This window comes from Nitrospira sp. NS4, from assembly GCF_049546785.1.
Lineage (GTDB): Bacteria > Nitrospirota > Nitrospiria > Nitrospirales > Nitrospiraceae > Nitrospira_D.
Map to the genome: position 1 here is coordinate 424,510 of NZ_JBMWAN010000004.1, position 17,686 is coordinate 442,195.

Annotated in this window: 15 protein-coding genes; 8 read left to right on the forward strand and 7 right to left on the reverse strand. The window is 57.9% G+C overall.

Annotation, left to right across the window (positions count from 1 at the left end; translation table 11 throughout):
• Positions 1-61 precede the first annotated feature (61 nt).
• Genes ACO9S2_RS13930 through zorA form a run of 3 tightly spaced genes read right to left on the reverse strand, consistent with a single transcriptional unit; the run spans position 62 to position 4,395 of the window.
• Positions 62-1,699 carry an EH signature domain-containing protein gene (locus tag ACO9S2_RS13930; RefSeq protein ID WP_423722978.1) on the reverse strand — a complete coding sequence of 546 codons (1,638 nt, stop codon included), beginning with the start codon at positions 1,697-1,699 and terminating at the stop codon, positions 62-64.
• Positions 1,696-2,421, reverse strand: a complete 726-nt coding sequence (locus ACO9S2_RS13935) for an OmpA/MotB family protein (RefSeq protein WP_423722979.1) — start codon at positions 2,419-2,421, stop codon at positions 1,696-1,698. The genes ACO9S2_RS13930 and ACO9S2_RS13935 overlap by 4 nt, the downstream gene beginning before the upstream one ends.
• Positions 2,422-2,424: 3 nt before the next feature.
• Positions 2,425-4,395: an anti-phage ZorAB system protein ZorA gene (zorA, locus tag ACO9S2_RS13940; RefSeq protein ID WP_423722980.1), complete on the reverse strand. Its 1,971-nt coding sequence runs from the start codon at positions 4,393-4,395 to the stop codon at positions 2,425-2,427.
• Between the two features lie 382 nt (positions 4,396-4,777).
• On the opposite strand from zorA, the gene ACO9S2_RS13945 reads away from it, so the two are divergent.
• From ACO9S2_RS13945 to ACO9S2_RS13960, 4 genes are all read left to right on the forward strand, one after another.
• Positions 4,778-5,626, forward strand: a complete 849-nt coding sequence (locus ACO9S2_RS13945; RefSeq protein WP_423722981.1) for a hypothetical protein — start codon at positions 4,778-4,780, stop codon at positions 5,624-5,626.
• Between the two features lie 77 nt (positions 5,627-5,703).
• Entirely contained in the window at positions 5,704-7,863 is a 2,160-nt protein-coding gene (gene glgP / locus ACO9S2_RS13950; RefSeq protein WP_423722982.1) for an alpha-glucan family phosphorylase, read from the forward strand.
• Positions 7,864-7,871: 8 nt separating this feature from the next.
• A complete protein-coding gene (locus ACO9S2_RS13955; protein ID WP_423722983.1) occupies positions 7,872-9,260 on the forward strand; it encodes a HEAT repeat domain-containing protein in 1,389 nt (462 codons plus the stop codon).
• A gap of 15 nt (positions 9,261-9,275) precedes the next feature.
• Positions 9,276-9,773, forward strand: coding sequence for a hypothetical protein (locus tag ACO9S2_RS13960; RefSeq protein ID WP_423722984.1), 498 nt, complete (start codon positions 9,276-9,278; stop codon positions 9,771-9,773).
• 2 nt (positions 9,774-9,775) lie between these two features.
• On the opposite strand, the gene ACO9S2_RS13965 is transcribed toward ACO9S2_RS13960, so the two are convergent.
• The 4 genes from ACO9S2_RS13965 to ACO9S2_RS13980 form a co-directional block, all read right to left on the reverse strand.
• Positions 9,776-10,609, reverse strand: coding sequence for a HEAT repeat domain-containing protein (locus ACO9S2_RS13965; protein WP_423722985.1), 834 nt, complete (start codon positions 10,607-10,609; stop codon positions 9,776-9,778).
• A gap of 24 nt (positions 10,610-10,633) precedes the next feature.
• On the reverse strand, positions 10,634-10,843 hold the full coding sequence (locus ACO9S2_RS13970; protein WP_423722986.1) for a hypothetical protein: 210 nt from the start codon (positions 10,841-10,843) through the stop codon (positions 10,634-10,636).
• 104 nt (positions 10,844-10,947) lie between these two features.
• Positions 10,948-11,616, reverse strand: a complete 669-nt coding sequence (locus ACO9S2_RS13975; protein ID WP_423722987.1) for a septal ring lytic transglycosylase RlpA family protein — start codon at positions 11,614-11,616, stop codon at positions 10,948-10,950.
• Positions 11,617-11,917: 301 nt separating this feature from the next.
• Entirely contained in the window at positions 11,918-12,544 is a 627-nt protein-coding gene (locus ACO9S2_RS13980; protein ID WP_423722988.1) for a hypothetical protein, read from the reverse strand.
• Between the two features lie 253 nt (positions 12,545-12,797).
• On the opposite strand from ACO9S2_RS13980, the gene ACO9S2_RS13985 reads away from it, so the two are divergent.
• The 4 genes from ACO9S2_RS13985 to ACO9S2_RS14000 are packed head-to-tail and all read left to right on the forward strand — an operon-like array spanning position 12,798 to position 17,460.
• Positions 12,798-13,787: an ABC transporter ATP-binding protein gene (locus tag ACO9S2_RS13985; RefSeq protein WP_423722989.1), complete on the forward strand. Its 990-nt coding sequence runs from the start codon at positions 12,798-12,800 to the stop codon at positions 13,785-13,787.
• A complete protein-coding gene (locus ACO9S2_RS13990; protein WP_423722990.1) occupies positions 13,784-14,554 on the forward strand; it encodes an ABC transporter permease in 771 nt (256 codons plus the stop codon). The genes ACO9S2_RS13985 and ACO9S2_RS13990 overlap by 4 nt, the downstream gene beginning before the upstream one ends.
• A complete protein-coding gene (locus ACO9S2_RS13995) occupies positions 14,551-16,074 on the forward strand; it encodes a GldG family protein (RefSeq protein WP_423723114.1) in 1,524 nt (507 codons plus the stop codon). The genes ACO9S2_RS13990 and ACO9S2_RS13995 overlap by 4 nt, the downstream gene beginning before the upstream one ends.
• 6 nt (positions 16,075-16,080) lie before the next feature.
• The gene (locus ACO9S2_RS14000; protein WP_423722991.1) at positions 16,081-17,460 is read left to right on the forward strand and encodes a DUF4340 domain-containing protein; all 1,380 of its coding nucleotides are present in this window, start codon (positions 16,081-16,083) and stop codon (positions 17,458-17,460) included.
• Positions 17,461-17,686 lie beyond the last annotated feature (226 nt).

A 17,686-nucleotide genomic window follows, 5' to 3' on the forward strand; every position in this document is an offset into this window, starting at 1 on the left:
ACCCACAGATGCATCAGGCTCCGTGCTTCGCTTTCGGCTGTCCGAAATCGCTTTATGAAACTCATCTGTCTTTTATCCAAACGCTATTGCGACGCTCAAACTTAAAACCCCACTGACCTAGTGTTCCGCTTATCTTTGGATTATCTGCATTCGCATATACAACAAGCTTGCCACCCTCCGCGCGCTGATCGATGAACCGCAGGCCGCGCTCAGCACAAAAGCTCCTTAACAACTGATCAAATTCACGTGGCGCAAACACCCCCCCAGACTCCCCTGCTAATCCTGTCTGTCGGCCATTACTTGGATTACGGTTTCCGCCACTATAAGAGACTCTTTCCTTTGTTATCCCTGCATGTTCGGCAATCGCGCGGCGAAATTTCTCCTCCCATTTTTCGTGTCCATCAAAGTGCTTCAGACTTCCGAGATTGCGAGCATGCTTTAGATCCTCCCGAAGGCGAAGCGCACCGCGTAGCGAAAATGGCGGATTCCCACCATCAAATAGGTAAGCCGCATTACCAGTCTCTCCGAATTCGACAACCAATAGCCGGCCTATCTTCATTACGAAAGCGTTGTTTCCGGAAGTGGCTCCTTCGAGATTTAGAGCTTGATCACCCATTAGGCTTCGCAGCTTCTTAAAGTCAGGGTTCCAATTACTCCTAGCGCCGGAGCCTAAGACAAACCAAACGCTCTCAATAACCGATACGTATTCGGCCCAAAATTTAACTCTGCGTGACGCAGTAGCACCATCCTGGCTAAGCAATTCAAAGAATTGCCCGATAAGCTTGCGCTTGAGCCAATCAGAAACCATTGTTCGTGCTTCCGAGGACACGCCATCCCAACGCGGGACATTGGATATGAGCAGGGGATTTCCTAACAACTCGGTGGCAAATATACTAAGAGCCGTATGCTCCCCATGAGAATCCATGCGTGCATATCGGTCGAGAATTCTCTTTATCCCTTGGAATTGAATCGCTGGATTTGCTCTTAGCAGGACCAGTAGGCCATCAATATGACTCTTGAATCGCTGGTCGTCTGAATCACATGCTGCCCGAACGGCGCCCATGAATACATCTGTTTGAACCCAGGAGTTCGTGGCAATCCCAATCCGAGTAAACACATCACGCACATGAGACAGGTTTCCGTCGAGAACAGCTTGACCGTACCGTGCGCATGGATCGTCCCCGAACAAATTGCTGTGCTCCACGACTGTCTCAGCCCACTCTGGCATCGCCTCATGACGAATTGAAGCTACTCCAGCACTCAAGAATTCGCGAATCTGATTCCAGGACTGACGGATTTCGCTATTTCCATCTTTAGGTTGATATTCGAAGTACACACTCATCAGCGCTTGAAAACAGCGCCGGAATTTTCTGGCCTGAGGCCGGAGTTCGCCTACGATATGAAGCAGTTCCCCTACGAGTCGGGGGTCGCGCAAAAGGAGAATTCGTTCCGGAAGTACCTCTGTGGCGATTCCAAAGCAAGCAAGCTTTACCTCTCGAAATGAGTCGACTTGCCTTGACCTAGAAAATTGCCTCACAGCTGCCGCGATTACGTCCTTGTCAGGCGCAGCGCCAACTCCGAAACGCCGCTCTACTTTGCGTGCCAGCTCTGCCATTGGCCTTGCCGAACTAAAGCTTTCACGCCGAAGTCTAGTGTTCGCCTGGCTGAGTCCAATGCGAAGTTGGTCAAGTGCGTTCATCCGGCCCCCAAAGCACAAGTACCAAAGTTGCCGCGTGGAATATGGGGTTTACTTGGGTGGACTTCTCCGACATTGAAGAACTCAAGACGGAGCTCTATCCGTCTACTTTCTTCGTCAGATGCCTTTGCGGAATTGAAAGAATAACCGCCAACCAGAAATAACTCCCTGATCTGTTCCTGCTCGTCGGGAGTCATCCGAACTTCGCCAGACTCCGGCTGGCTTAACAACACACAAAGCACCCGCTGGCTACGTTGCAGTGAGAGGTTCAAGTTCAGAAGGTAGGTACCGCGCGGATCGGCAAATCCTTCCACTACAATTCGCTTCAACCACTTCTGACCGAGCTGATTGCGAGCAATCGACAGCACCTGCGGGACAAATTTCCTCAATAGAGCTGCCTGATCTGCGCTCAACCGATGACTACCCGTTTCAAATCGAGCCCTATCCCCGAAATCTATAACATTTCGGTTCTTATCAATTGAAATTCCAGGGAACTGCTGCGCCGACTCCTCAACCTGGGCAAGCAACTTCTCAAGGTCATCCTTTCGCTCTGCCTCAGCCTTTTCAGCTTCCGTTACGGTCTTTGTGACGGCAAGGAGTGCTACGCTCATCGCTACAAGAAACAGCACCATCAGCGCAGACATCAAATCAGAGAACGATATCCAGAATGGTTTTTCGGGCTCATCCTTGCCGCCCCGCTTGAGAATAATTCGTGTGCCAATCATCCATTACTTCCCGGGCAACTTGTCGAACACGCCTTCCAGATCACCAATCGCGCCTGCAAGTGCGCCCGTTGCGCGTTGCAAATGTTGATGAAAGTCCCCGTTAACCTTCTCAAGGGTCGAGTTAACCTGTGAGCCGAACGCGGCGTGTGCTTCGGCAAGGACCTTTGTGACTTCCTGCAAATACTTTTCGGCTTCTACCTCAGCCTCGCGCAAAGCAACTGCAGATCGCTCGATACGAGAGACAATATCGGCAGTCAACGACGCTTCCCGCCTCGCAGATTCTACTGAACCACTGAGCGCCGCAATCATCTCCGCTAGAGATTCGCGCGTCGCCTTGTAGTCATTAATTGCCGCATTAAGCACCATGGACGATCCAGTAAGCGTTCCGGAAACATCGCTCATCTGCTTGATCAGCCCTTGGGCGCGATCCAGCGTACTTGTCGTCGCGTTACCTGCCTGTGCGAATTTCTCCGATGCGGCATACAATCGATCTGCACCAAGGTTCATCTTGGTCACCGCGTCTATTGAGATCCGCTCCATAGCGTCCACAGCGGTTTTCATCGTTTGCGCAGTAGCCACAGACTGATCCAAAATAGTGCGAACTTCGGCAGATATCGCCGACACTGCCGAAGTCGTGCCTTGCTCGAGCATTTGGTGCCTTTGGACATCTTTGTCCGCAGAACTGTCCACCATTTCCTTGAGCGAGCCAACTGCCAAGGCTACTTGTTGACTCATCGTGGAAAGCGCTTCATGAAGCTTCTGATTAGTTTCGCTCTGCGACTGCCCAAACTGCGCACTCATTTGCTGAATCAGGGTTTGGACTTGCGTGTCCATCGCCGCTTGGCGTCCTTCGATCGCTGCAATCGCATCATTTAACTTATCCGTCATTGAAGTTGTTGCATGAGCCCCAGTAGTACCTATATCCGCCACCAGTTGTTCCAGCTTACCTACTGCCCCAGCCATTGCATCGATAGTTTGTTGCTGCATCTGGTTAATGCCCGCAATCTGATGACCAAACAAATCGCGAAGCTGCGCTGTCAGCGCAGCCATAGTATCGGTGAGCAACTTGTTAACTGCCTCGCCCTGATTTCCAGACACCTGTTTAACTGCTTCGCTGATATTGGTGAGTGGCCCCTTCAGGCTATCGTCGACACCCGCGACAATTCGATCTGCGATCTGCGTGGAACTCATCGTGTTGGCCGCTATTTGCCTCTCGGTCAAATCCTCCAGGATCTGTTTCAAATCCCCAACCAACGACTGTTTGAGTTGCTTCGCCTCCTTCGCGGAGGCCTCTGAAGCCTGCACAAGCCGAGAAAGATATTCTTCGCCAGCCCCAGCTTGAAACCTTCCATCCAAGAGTTGGCATATCGTTTCGACACGTTTATATAGCGCCGTAATCAGCCACTTCTCGACAAATGTAACCAGCATGGCAAGGCTGATCGCTGCTGCCGACACGAGAAACGCCTGATGTACTCCTTGGAGCAGCGCATTAAGGCTTTGTCGGGCAATAGCGGCGCTTTCGGAAACTTCGAATGCCTGCAGGCCGTGGATAAGCCCAAGAAAAGTACCGATGATGCCAAGGCCCGTCAGGATCCCAGGAAGATGCCTGAAGAATTCTGTCCGGAGCACATTATCTACCAGCGTTTCCGTAGAGAAGAACGCCTCGGCGGGGATCGTGGATCTCTCTGCTATGACTTCAAATTGCCCAGAGCTCGGATTAAGTTCTTTCTGCTGATGTAGGGTTTCTTTGAACTCTTTCCATAGATGTTCGAGAACCTTATCGCCTTGAAAGACTGGCTCCAGCGCAATAGATTGTTTCCCTTCCAAGTCCTGAAGACCTGTAATGACCCGCCGCAACTGCAATACCTGCCGCAAGCCAGGGAAGAGAAACAATGCCAGAAACAGTAGCACTGACACCGCCAGAAATGACGCGACAATGTAAACGGGCGTAGCATGGCCTAGCAGAATGCTCATCAATAACCTATCTCACTGTGGTGGAGTAAGAGGACTTGCACCGTGGATGATGCAACGCAAGGAAAGGCCGTCATACCGGTGCTCCGACGTATTGCCCATGAGGGAGGCAGCTCACCTAGCACATGGCTGTATCAAGCGATTAGGGAGCCACGAATTTCATACTCTAGAGGGTGCCGAGAACCCACGCAACCCCCTCCTTGGTAGCAATTTCAAAACTGCGCGTACGAATAGGGCTTCCGAACGCCCGACAATTCTGCCGACGCCTACTCGGCGTTACCCCAAGACGAACGAAAATTTGTGTCTCAGCGCAAATCCCCGAATCCACCCCTTTCATCCCTAAACATCCCTCCGCTATAATCGCGCTCCTTGAACAGGAGCACCTATGGGAACCGCCAACAAAGAATACCAAGCACAACTGCGCCAGCTTGCCGAACTCATGCTCGCCGTCTCGGGCGAATCCGTCACCATGATGAAGCGCAACGCCCCGGAGCAGGCGCTGAAGCTCAAGCGCCAGGATGAGTGGGGCATCTACCTTGAATTTCTCAAGATCATGTTCAACGTGACGGACCGGCTCACGGCCCTGCACATCCCGATCAAGGACCAGTTGGAATTTATGAACGGGCTCGAAGACGCGGTGACCACTCAGCTCAAGGCGGTGCTCGAACCGGCCTTCGGCAACAACGCGGATCAGATGGAGATCGTGCTGACGATCGGCAACGCGGTGGCCGAAAGCCGTGAACTCTATGAGAAATACAAATATCTGATCACGGAAGATTCCAAACAGAAGAACGAGATGTTCCAGGCCTTTTCCGAGCGCGTCGCCGAACTGATCGGCGCGCCGCAAAACGGCCAGGTCATCGCGGCGGCGACGCTCTGCGCGAGCGCGATCATTCCGGCCATCAGCGCCGTGCTCCAGGGCCAGGCGCCTCCTGCTGCCGCGCCTTCGACGCCGGGCCAACAGCCTGCGGCAGCGACTGGAAACGGGGAGCCGGCCAAGAAGGGCCCGACGGGGCAGGACATCAAGCTCGTGAGTCTCATGTCAACGGTCACCGGCGAAGAAGTGGAAACCCGCTGGGGTCTCCACCCGCGCTTTCGCCAGGATCTCACCCCCGCTGAGCTGCAACAACTCACTAAACTGCTCAACCGAGTGGCAAAAATCCTTGGCGAACGCTACGCCGCCGTGGCATTCTCCGAGGAATGGAATTCATGGCACAAGGCCGGACACGCCTGACCGCTCCCCCTCAGCCCGGGTGCGCTCCATTCCAACGTCTGTAATCTTGCCAATACGCTTCACGCAAAGGAGCCCCTGTGGATACTGCTGAAACCGCCAACCCTGTTCCGAAGCATCTGCCGCCCGGCCTGATCCGCCTGGCCGAACTGTCACAAAATCTCTGGTGGAGCTGGAGGCTGGAGGCCCGACAGCTGTTCGAGCTGATCGACCCCACGCTCTGGTACTTCACGCATCACAACCCCGTCCGGCTGCTCGCGGAGGTGACACCGGAGCGGCTCCAGCAACTCGCGCACGATCCCACCTTCATCCGACACTACTCCGCCGTCATAAGAACCTTCGACGAATACCTCCTGGGAACGGGCACCTGGTTCGGAAAAACCTATGGCCGGCCACAGAGCCCCTCTATTGCATATTTTTCGGCTGAGTTCGGGATGCACATTTCCATACCGATTTACAGCGGCGGACTCGGCATTCTCGCGGGCGATCACTGCAAAGAAGCCAGCGATCTGGGTGTACCCCTCGTCGGCATCGGCTTCATGTATCCCCAGGGCTATTTCCACCAGCGGATCACGCCCGAAGGATGGCAGGAAGCGGCCTATGCCCCGTTCAAGCGAGAGGAGTCGCCGATCCGGCCCGCCCTGACCCCGGACGGCACTCTGTGCAAAATTTCCGTCGTCATGGGCGATCGCACGGTAACCGCGCAGGTCTGGAAAGTCGATGTGGGACGCGTGGCGCTGTATCTTCTGGATACCGACGTGCCGGAAAACACGCCGGAAAACCGGGGGCTCTCGGCCCGTCTCTATGGCGGCGATCAGGAAATCCGTTTGTGCCAGGAGATTCTCCTCGGCATCGGCGGCGTCCGGATGCTCAGAGCGCTAGGCATCGCTCCCACCGTCTTCCATGCGAATGAAGGGCACTCGGCCTTTCTGACACTCGAACGCATTCGCGAACTCGTCCAGAAGGGTTCGTCTCACGCCGAGGCCAGCGAACTTGTGCGGGAAAGCACCGTCTTTACCACGCACACACCGGTCCCGGCCGGCCACGACATTTTCCCTCACTACCTGATGGATCGCTACTTCGCCGGCTATTGGGAGCAACTCGGACTGACCCGCGATGAATTTCTTCGTTTGGGAGAGACTCCGGAATCGCGCGGGCAGGGGTTCAATATGACCGCCCTCGCCATTCGGCAGGCAGCCCATGTCAATGGCGTGAGCCGCGAACATGGCCGCGTCTCCCGCGACATGTGGCAACACATGTGGCCGGGACTGGCCGCGGATCTGGTGCCGATTCAAAGCGTGACCAACGGCATCCATGCGCCGACATGGATCGGACCGGACATGAGCCAGCTGTACAGCAAGTTTCTCGGACCGGACTGGGCCGAGCGCTGCGACGACCAAGCCATGTGGCAACGTGTGAGCGATATTCCCGACGGCGAACTCTGGGCGGTGCGAAAAACAATGAAACGCAAGCTGATGCGATTCATCCGCGAACGCGCCAGAACCGGCTGGATTAACGGTCAACTCCAGACGTCGCAGGTCATCGCCCGGGGCACCCTGCTCGACCCGGAAACGTTGACCCTGGGATTTGCCCGCAGATTCGCCACCTATAAACGGGCGACACTCCTTTTCCGCGACCTGGAACGGCTCAAGCGCCTGTTACAGAATCACTGGCGCCCGGTGCAAGTGGTGTTCGCCGGCAAGGCGCATCCCGCCGATGAACCGGGGCGCTACTTCATCCATGAAGTCGTGAATTTCTGCAATGACCACAAGCTCGGCGGCCATGTCGCGTTCCTGGAAGACTACGACATGCACATGGCGAAGTTTCTGGTGCAAGGCGTCGATATCTGGTTGAATACCCCGCGTTTCCCCTTGGAGGCCAGCGGCACCAGCGGCATGAAAGCGGCGTTGAACGGGGTGATCAATTGCAGCCTGCTCGATGGCTGGTGGAAAGAAGGCTACAACGGGGCGAACGGATGGGGGATCGCTCCGCTGCCGCCCTCGGCCGACCAGCACCAGCAGGACGAGCACGACGCCGAAGAACTCTACCGGCTACTCGAAGAAGAAGTGGTGCCTCTCTACTATCAGCGGGATCTCGACGGCACGCCGCGCGGGTGGCTGCAAATGGTGAAGGAATGCATCCGGACCGTGGCCCCGCAATTCTGCACCACACGCATGGTAAAGGACTACGTGGAGACGATGTACAGCAGGGCCTCGGCACGCCCCCCCCGCTCATGGTAAAGTCCGGCATGCGGGCCCGTTCACCACATACGCCTCATCCTTCTGTCGTGGCGGGCTTCGTCGCCACGCTGATCCTGTCTTTCGGCACAGGAGCGGCACCCGATGCCTTCTCCGCCGCGCCCAACGCCTCAGTTCCGGAGAGGGAGGCGGCGGTCCTCTTCAAGGCGGCGGACTATCCCGCCGTCATCAAACTTTTCCAGGACTTGCCCCCGGACGCAACCCCGTCGAAAGAACTCCTCAGGCTGTCGTTTCAGAGCTATGTCAAACTTGGGCGCGGCGAAGAGGCCCTCAAGATCTATCCTCGAGTCAAAGGCGAGGGACAAGCCGATGACCCGACTCTGCTCCGTCCGCTTGCGCTCAGCCTGATTACCAGCCGTGTGCGAGATCCCAAGGAGCATGTGCGGATTGCCGCCTACACCGTGCTCGCAGAACTGGGACTGCCGGAAACCGCCTCGGTCCTTGAAGACGGCCTGCTGGACTCATCGGTCTTCGTGCGGGCCCGTGCGGCGGAAGCGATCGGGAAAGCCGGGCTGGCCACCAAATCGGGCGCGCTGAAGCGCGCGCTCACCGACGAAGCACCCAGCGTCCGCATCGCGGCCATGAACGCGTTGGGCGATGCCCGCGTCACAGACATCACCCCGCGCCTGATCGAAATCGGCCGAACCGAGGAGGGGGCTGAAGCCATCTTCGCCTACGCCGCGCTGTACAAAATGGGGCAAACGGACAAGTTGATCGATATCACCAATGCGGCCACGCTCCCGGATGCCGAAGTGCGCATGGCGGCGCTCGGCGTGCTCGGCCGGCTGAAACGGCCCGCAAGCCTGGCGGTCCTGAGCCAGGCCGTATACGACCCGAACCCGTCCGTCCGCGCCTTTGCCGCGGGAGCTCTGGGAGAATTCGGATCACCCGGGGGAGTGGCGCCGTTGACCCATGCGCTGGGCGACGACATGGCCATGGTCCGGGGTGTCGCCGCCGGAAGCCTCGGACGGCTGGGCCTCAAGGAAAATCGCCCCTTGTTGCAAGCCCTTACTACCGATCCCAGCATTCAGGTCCGGGCCAGTGCGGCGGAAAGCCTGTTGCGCCTGGGCGACACGTCGGTGTTGCTGTTGGCGGCGGATCTCGCCCGTAACCCCGATCCCTCGATCCGGGGCGCCGCCGCGCAAGCCCTCAGTGCGACATCGGATAAACAGGCCCTCTCCGTGCTGCAAGCGCTGCTGCAGGATCAGCAGCCCCTGCCGCGCTTGATGGCCGCCAAAGCATTGGGGAAAGTATCGGGTCCGGTGATTCCGATTCTCGTGAAAGGGCTACAAGATTCCGATGAAGCCGTGCGGATCGCCGCAGCCGGCAGCCTGTTGCGACAAACCACCCACTCCGGCAAACCGGCACGTCATCCATAAGGGCTACGGACGGATATGTTCAAATTTCTGCTTCTCGTGACAATGCTGGCCGCCTCGTTTGGCGCGGGCTATTACTTTGGTCAGCGGCCTGTCGGCACGCTCCAGCAAACCGTTGCGCATCTCTCGGAACGCTGGACCGTCTCCCAGAAAACCATCGCGGACCTCCAGCAATCAATCACCAATCTCTCGCGGAATGTCATCGATACAACCGTGGGGATCGAGCAAGACCTCCGTCGCCGGCAAGGACTGGTGGAGGCCAAGTCCCGCCTCGTGCAGGCGAAAATCCAAATGCTTGATCGGAACTTCGGAGAAGCGGCCAAGGAACTGGGCCAGGCTGGAGAGGCGCTCGACCAGGCGGTGAAAGGCGAGAAGCCCGACAACGCGACGAACGCGATACGCGATTTCGCTGTCCGGATTAAAACACTGCGTGGGGAGATGACGAAGGGACAACTGATCCAGCTGAAAAAGCTGGATGAAATTCAGCAGGCGCTTGACCGGTTACTCAACAAGTAGAGCTATGCGTTTGCCGGCTGCGACACCGGCTGCTTCTTCCACTTCGCCAGAATCCGTTCTACACGCATCTTCACGACCATGTCCGGATCCTTGAGCATGGGCTTGATCGCCTCACGCCCCCGTTCATCGCCGATCGATTCGAGCGCCGCCGCCGCCGTGAGACGAGTAAACCAATCCTTGTCTTGAAGCATCGCGATCAAAGGATCGATGGCCTCGCCGCTTTTGATCCGGCCGAGGCCCAGGACGGCCTGCTGGCGGACCATTTCATCCTTATCCTTCAAGGCGGCAATCAGCTTGGGAACCGACGGCTCGCCAAGCTCGACCAATGCATTGATGGCATCGTCCTTAAACTCGTCGTTCTTGAGCTGCTGCATGAGCGGGTCCAGGACTCGTTCGTCGCGGATCTTGCCCAGCGCCCCGATGGCATACTTGCGCACATCCCAGTCGCGCAACAACTTCAACAGGGTTTCGACAGCCGGAGAACCGACCTGTCCGAGGGCCTCGATAGCGACCTCGCGGACCTGCCAGTCGCCGTCGCGGAGCGCGCGCGCCAAGGGCTCCACGCACCGCTCATCCCCCATCTCGCCCAGCGTAATGACCGCTTCACGACGCACGACCCAGTCCGGATCATTGAGGAGATCGATCTGAATCTCGATCTCATCCTTGACCTTCTCTTCTTCGAGCGCGACAGTTTCCGTCGCCCCGATTGCCTGGTCCTGGCCTTCCGGCGCCTCCCCAAGTGCTAATGCGTCTGCGACCTTGTCGGTCAGCTCGTCGCTGGCAGGGGTGGGTGAAGAGGAATCAGGTGCCGGAGAGTCGTTGCCTTGGTGTTCCATGGGTACGTCCTGCTAATGAGTTGACTAGGCTGAGGCCTTCGCTTCGCCCTTGCTTCCGGCCGCGTGTTTCTTCCGCAACGCGAGCGCGCGCCGACGGCGCTGTTCCCGCTTCAGGCGCTTCCGCAACGCCCGCACCGCCGCATCGCCTTGGGCCTTATCCTGGCCGGATACCGTTGCGCTGATCTTCTTTTTCAATCTGGCTTCATCGGATTCTGCTGCGGTTTTCTTCGCCATACCGTCTGACTCCTTGTATTCGAATCGATACTGGTTGAGGGCCCCACCATTCCGAACGTGGGCGACCCAGTGTAGTGGAGTGGTTCCGGTGCTGTCAACCGCGGCTAGCCGAGTATCAACGTAACGTTTTCCGTGTGGGCGGTATGGTCGGCGGCCAGCATCGATCCCGTCCGCCTAATACGACGCTGCAAGAGGATATCTGTGGGAGGCAGCCGATGCACCGGCGTCATCGCGGGATCCGCAAGGGCCAGCACCGAAACCGGCGGGACCCGCAACTCCGGCTGGTTGAGGCGGTGAATGCTCAACAGAGGAGACGTGGACGAAGCCGACTCCTCCGCCGCAAGCATGAAGTCCGGACGACGATCTCCGATCACTTCAAGCTGGATCACAGACAATCCGCCGTGAATCATGCCCAAGCGATCTGCCGCCGCAAGGGACAGATCGAGGATGCGCCCGTTCACATAGGGACCCCGGTCGTTGATGCGGACCCGCACATGCTTTCCGTTGGTCAAATTGGTGACCCGTATCATGCTCCCGAGGGGAAGAGTCCGGTGAGCCGCCGTCAGCGCGCCCATGTCAAAGATCTCTCCGTTCGCCGCCTGCTTCCCGTGGAACTGCTCCCCGTACCAGGAGGCAGTCCCCCGCTCCTTAATCCCGACATCCAGGTCAGACTCCCCCTTCGGCACCCACGAGCAGGCCCCCAAGAAGAGGCAGCAGATCGCAACGACGACTTGGTACATCCGCCTGGTTCTCTGTTGAACGCGGTCTGTCATAATCACTTTCATCCTCCTCTGCAGGCCGGAATCAACTGCTCACGACGACAGCCTACGGGAGGCCGGGAGTCCCCAACAATACCGACTGCGTAGCCCATCTCCCTACCTTTGTATGAAGATGAAACACCTCATACGCAGGACAGAAATGAACAATTTGTGTGCAAAAAAGATGAAAGGGTATCGCCTATATAATGGATAGGAAGGGGAGAGTCAACCGGCAGGAACAGGGATCTGGGTCAGAAAGACGGAGGCCGACGGTCGGGGGAGGCGGGAGAAATCCTCCCGCCTCCCCCGGCAATTGTTATTGAAACCTGAGCGCAGCCCCCTCAAATTTTGTCTGGCTGACAAACTTTTCAAAGTTCCGTTCCATCACTTCGCTGAGGATTTCCTCTCCATCTTCAGGGCCGTACCAAAACACCGTGTAGGTTCCGGTATAACTGGTCGTGCTGGTAATAGAACTCCCGTCGGCTTGATTGGCTGCTTGAATGATCAGTTTGTTCTTTGCCGTGATGTCGGTGGAACCCAAGGCCCCATGGGCATCAGCCGAGAGATCCTGGACCTTTCCTGAAATCACGACATCGGCCCCGCTCGCCTCGCCGGCTGAGGGAGCATAGTGCGCCTGCCACCCCTTGCGGGTCAGATACTCGGCCAGGGCTTTGGCGGTTGCCTCACCCACTGTCCCACTCTTAACCGTGTAAGGCTCGTCGGTGCCCCAGAAAGAGTGCCGGTTCCCGAGTTTTGTCCGATCAGCCCGGTCATCCTGAAAGGGCGTCACGGCGACCTTGACCCCGCTGGCGGGAGCCGACCCGGCCGGCGTGGCCGCTGGCTTGATGCCCACATTGATCGGCACCGCATCCCCCTTGCTTGCACATCCCCCCATCCAGACCACAGCACCCAGCAAGACGGTCCCTAAGACAATGTGTTTCACAGATGCCTCCTCCTCACGAAAAATGAGATGATCTTCCGGCAAAACCCGGTTCAAGTTATTCGCAAGATTGCGCGGGAAAAACTGTAGCAGGACCCTCCGCGCCTGTAAAGATCGCCGTGCTCGTTCCGGCCACATTCAGCACGCCCCTCCCTCAGGCCATATTGACTGAGTCCGGCGGAGTCAGTAAGATCCGCAGGGTGAACGTGAGCTAACCGCCAGATCCCTCAGCGTTGATCGCACAACCATCACATCCATGATCGAAGTTCAGAACATTACCAAGCGGTATGGAAACATTACCGCTATCGACCGCGTGACGTTTTCTGTGGCCAAAGGCGAGGTGCTGGCCTTTCTCGGTCCGAATGGAGCCGGAAAGACCACCACGATGCGCATCCTCACCTGTTTCATGCCGGCCACGGAAGGCACAGCCAGGGTGGCGGGGTTCGATTGCGCAGATCAACCGATGGAAGTCAAACGGCGCATCGGCTATGTTCCGGAAACCCCGCCGGTCTATCAGGAGTTTACCGTCTCCGAATACCTGACCTTTGTGGGCAATCTGCGCGGGATGAAAGGGAAAGCCCTGACCTCCGGCATTGACCAATCCATAGAAAAACTGGCTCTCGGCAGCGTCCGCCACCGCCTGATCGGCAACCTGTCACGCGGATACCGGCAGCGCGTTGGGCTGGCTCAAGCTGTACTCCACGATCCACCTGTCTTGATTCTAGACGAACCGACCGTCGGGCTGGATCCGAAACAGATTATTGAGATTCGGGACTTGATTAAGAGTCTGGCCGGCTCCCATTCGGTGATTCTCAGCACCCATATTCTCCCAGAGGCCACTGCCGTCTGCCAGCGCGTGGTCATCATCAGCGGGGGCCGCATCGTGGCCGAAGACACGCCGGACCAGCTTTCGGCGCGGCTGAGACATTCGGAAAAGATTTCCGTCACGATCAAGACCGCCGGAGACGACTGCGCCGCACAGCTCCGATCGATCCCGGGCATTCTCAATGTCTTCCCCGTACAGCCGGCCGGCACGTTTCTGCTGGAATGCGCGTTGGGCGAGGACAAGCGCGATGAGATCGCCCGCTTCGTCATCGCGAAACAATGGAGGCTCCTCGAATTGCGGACGATTTCCATGACGCTCGAAGACGTCTTCCTCCAGCTCACTCGGCATGAAGAGGGCGTCGCCCAGCAGGGTACTGCGGTGATCGAACAACCCGGCGCCGTGCAGGAGGCCGCATCATGACCCCAGTCCAAGCGGTGATTGCCAAGGAACTGCGCGGCTACTTTGTCTCCCCGATCGTCTATGTCGTGGGCGCCATTTTTCTCCTGATCTTCGGGCTCCTGGCCTATCTCTATGTCGTCTTTGCCGGCTATCAGGCCATCCAGCTCATGCAGATGCAGGGCGGACAGGCGCAGCTCAATCTGAACGACCTGGTCTTTCGCAACCTCTTCGCCAGTATGCGCTTCGTCCTGCTGATTATTCTGCCGATCCTGACCATGCGCCTCTTTGCCGAAGAGCGAAAATTGCGCACGTTTGAATTTCTGATGACCTCGCCCATCGGCATCAATGAGATCGTAGCCGGCAAGTTTGTGAGCGTCTTCCTGGTCTTTCTCGGCCTCCTGGGACTCACCGGGCTGGTTCCGACGGTGCTCATGCTCTTCAGCGACTTCGACTGGAACCCGATCTGGACCGGCTACCTCGGCATGGCCCTGCTGGGCGCCCTGTTTCTCTCCGTCGGCCTTCTGGCCTCCGCGATGACGGAGAATCAGATCGTGGCCGCCTTTCTGAGCTTCGGCATGCTGCTGATCATCTGGCTGATTTCAGGGCTGGGCACCCTGATGGGCGACACGACGCTCGGACAAGTGATCTCCTACGTATCGTTCATGGAACATTACGACCGCCTCGTGCGCGGCCTCATCGACACCAAGGACCTGGTGTATTTCTTCAGCAGCCTGGTCCTCATGCTGTTTCTGACCCACCGGGTGGTGGAATCGTCACGGTGGAAATGACACTCAAAACCCTCCCGCTCGGCATCATCGGCATTCTCCTTTCAGTCGCCGGCCTCGTGGGCTACAGTCTGCGCCCGGACTTGCTCTGGCCCGTGACGGTCGCCGAAGGCCTCGGGCTGCTCTGCCTGATTCTGTTCTTCATCCTCCACTTTGAAGCCGTGAAAGCCTTCTCCAGCCGCCGGTCCACCCTCATGGGGGCGAACAGCCTGCTGATGATCCTGCTTGTCGTCGCGATTCTGGTGATCGTCAACTTCCTGGCCTCACGCCACTCAATACGCTGGGACCTTTCGGAGAATCAGAACTTCACCTTGGCCCCGCAAACCCATCGCGTGCTGCGCAATCTGCCGCACGAGGTCAAAGTGACCGTCTTTACAAGGGAAAAGGACCCGGGCTATCAAGGCTACAAAGAGCGGCTGGAAAGTTATCGCCAGGCCTCGACGAAGCTGACCGTGGAATTCGTTGATCCGGAGCGGCAGCCGAAAATCGCGCAGAACTACGGCATCTTCCGGACCGATACCGCCATCTTCGAGAGCAACGGCCAGACCATCCGCGTCACCTCCCCGTCGGAGGTTGAACTCACCGGCGCCTTGCTGCGCATTTCCAAAGAGGCCAAAAAACGTATCGTGTTTCTCGAGGGCCATAGCGAGCGTAGTCTGGAAGACAAGGAACGGAACGGCCTGTCATCCGCCAAAGAGGCGCTGACCAAGCAAGGCTATGAAATCGGAACCCTCTCGCTCTTGAAGGAAACGGCCGTACCGGAGAACACTTCGATACTCGTCGTGGCAGGACCCCAGCGCCAAGTCACCAAGGAGGAGCAGGACCGGATTCAAGCCTATGTCGACAAGGGCGGACATCTGCTGTTGATGGTGGATCCTGACACTCAGACGGAGCTAGGCCCGCTGCTCGCGCATTACGGCCTGGGACTCGGCCCCGGCGTGCTCGTGGACCTGCAGGACCGGCTGGCCCAGGGCGATCTGACTGCGCTGCTGGTGCGCACGTTCACGGAACACGAAATCACCCAGGATCTGACCTCGGCAGTGCTCTTCCCCCTCTCCAGACACCTGACGTTCGACGAACAGGCGGGTAAGGACTGGGACTATGTGCCGCTGGCCAGAACCTCGCCGAACAGCTGGGCTGAAACGAACCTGCAAGGGCGCGTCGTCAGCCTCAACGAGAACGAAGACATAAAAGGGCCGTTACCGATGGCGGCGGCGCTCGCCCCGAAGAAAGAGCCGGAAGAAGGGAAGCCAAGACCGGCCATCGTCGTGGTCGGCAACTCCACCTTCGCCACCAACGCGTTTTTCAACTTCCCCGGCAACAGCGACTTTTTCCTGCACACCGCCGGCTGGCTGGCCGAGGAACGGGACCTCATTTCCATCGCCCCCAAAGAACCGGCGCTCCGGCCCTTTATCCCCAATCCCACGCAAGAGCGGACGCTGCTCTACATTCAGGTCCTCTTCCTCCCGATCATGACCTTCTTGACCGGCATCATGGTGTGGAGAAAACGGCGCCGTTTGTAACATGCTATGCGCTACTGGCCAACAATATTACTGCTGCTGATTCTCGCGGGACTGGGGGGCTACCTCTATTGGATCGAGCTCCCGGCCAAGCAGACAGAAGAGAAACAGGCCGTCACGCAGCAGGCGCTGCTGTCGTTTCCCGAATCCGACATCGCCGGACTCAGCGTCACGACCCCGCAGGGCAGCGTCGAGATGAAGCGGAACGAGGCCGGCGCCTGGATGATCACGGCCCCGTTGCAGACTGAGGCCGATACGCGCGAAGTGCAGGCCATGATCCGCGCGCTCGTGACAGGGAAAATCCTCCGCACGATCGAAGACAAGCCCGGCACACTTGCGCCGTTCGGCCTGGAACAGCCCGTGACCACCATCACCGTCACCGCCGGCCCGCAGCAGGAGACCCTGGCCATCGGTGACAACGGCCCGCTCTCCTCCACGCTCTATGTGTTGCGCCAATCGACCCACAGCGTGGTGCTCACCGACCTGACGACAAAGAGTTTCGTGAACAAGACGCTGCTGACCTTCCGGCGAAAAGATCTCTTGCACTTTGTCCAGGCCGAACTCGAACGCGTGCGCTTAACCTACCCGACGACCGAGATCGTCCTCTACAACATGGCGAAGAATAAGCCGAAACCCAACTGGAAAATCCGCTACCCCATCGAAGCCGAAGCGGATCAAACCGAAGTCCGCTCCCTCCTCTTTAAGCTGGAAGACCTGAAAGCCCTCGGCATGATCGATCCCGGTCCCGAACGGACCGCCATCGCCCAGACCCTGACCGCTCCGCAATTGAAGATTGCCTTGCACACCGCCGATGGCGACCAAACCGTGAAGCTCTATCAGCCGGATCCGGCCAGCGGCGAAGCCTTTGCCGAAACCAGCCCGGACGCGCCCCTCTATCGCATCAATCCGATGGTCATCAAAGATCTCGCGCGCGACCTGTTCACCCTCCAGGACAAGCGGCTCCTGGGCGTGAACCCTGCGGACATCGCCATGCTGGCCGTCAAAACGCGCGACAAACACTATGTCCTGATAAATGAGAACGGCGAATGGGTACTGGAAGACCAGCCCACGGAGAAACTCAACCAGGAAGCGGCAATTTTATTCGTCAGCCGCGTGGCCAACCTGCCCGCGGAAGAACGGGTGATCAAGCAAGCCGGCCCGCTCGCCCCTTACGGACTGGTCGCCCCCACCGCGGAATTTGTGGCAACAGGGCGAGACGGCAAGATCGCCGGGCGGCTCACGCTTGGTAGCCAGGCGAACAACCTCGTCTATGCCACCGGTGAACGCCTCCAAGGCGTCTTCCAAGTCCGCCCCGATCTGCTCGCCCAAGTCCCCACGAAAGCAGAACTCCTCGCCAAACCGGCGGAGAAAACGTCATCGACTCACTGAAAACGGGTTCACAGACCATCACAAGACCATCCGTGGCCCTGTGGAACCTACCAACTCGTTGAAATTCTAGGCGACGCACGCTGATTGTGGATCGAGATCACTTGGGCGCGCAGGTACTGTCCAAGATCCAATTCTCAGAAAAGTTATTTTGGACAAGAGTGGGTGGGAGTCTTTTATCGACAGGCCAAACGCGTTCTCGGTATAAATTAACAGGCTGCACAGCTAG

Coding starts and splice junctions, on each gene's coding strand:
- ACO9S2_RS13930 (WP_423722978.1), bottom strand. CDS start 1,699: ATGAACGCACTTGACCAACTTCGCATTGGACTCAGCCAGGCGAACACT.
- ACO9S2_RS13935 (WP_423722979.1), bottom strand. CDS start 2,421: ATGATTGGCACACGAATTATTCTCAAGCGGGGCGGCAAGGATGAGCCC.
- zorA (WP_423722980.1), bottom strand. CDS start 4,395: ATGAGCATTCTGCTAGGCCATGCTACGCCCGTTTACATTGTCGCGTCA.
- ACO9S2_RS13945 (WP_423722981.1), top strand. CDS start 4,778: ATGGGAACCGCCAACAAAGAATACCAAGCACAACTGCGCCAGCTTGCC.
- ACO9S2_RS13955 (WP_423722983.1), top strand. CDS start 7,872: ATGCGGGCCCGTTCACCACATACGCCTCATCCTTCTGTCGTGGCGGGC.
- ACO9S2_RS13960 (WP_423722984.1), top strand. CDS start 9,276: ATGTTCAAATTTCTGCTTCTCGTGACAATGCTGGCCGCCTCGTTTGGC.
- ACO9S2_RS13965 (WP_423722985.1), bottom strand. CDS start 10,609: ATGGAACACCAAGGCAACGACTCTCCGGCACCTGATTCCTCTTCACCC.
- ACO9S2_RS13970 (WP_423722986.1), bottom strand. CDS start 10,843: ATGGCGAAGAAAACCGCAGCAGAATCCGATGAAGCCAGATTGAAAAAG.
- ACO9S2_RS13975 (WP_423722987.1), bottom strand. CDS start 11,616: ATGACAGACCGCGTTCAACAGAGAACCAGGCGGATGTACCAAGTCGTC.
- ACO9S2_RS13985 (WP_423722989.1), top strand. CDS start 12,798: ATGATCGAAGTTCAGAACATTACCAAGCGGTATGGAAACATTACCGCT.
- ACO9S2_RS13990 (WP_423722990.1), top strand. CDS start 13,784: ATGACCCCAGTCCAAGCGGTGATTGCCAAGGAACTGCGCGGCTACTTT.
- ACO9S2_RS13995 (WP_423723114.1), top strand. CDS start 14,551: ATGACACTCAAAACCCTCCCGCTCGGCATCATCGGCATTCTCCTTTCA.
- ACO9S2_RS14000 (WP_423722991.1), top strand. CDS start 16,081: ATGCGCTACTGGCCAACAATATTACTGCTGCTGATTCTCGCGGGACTG.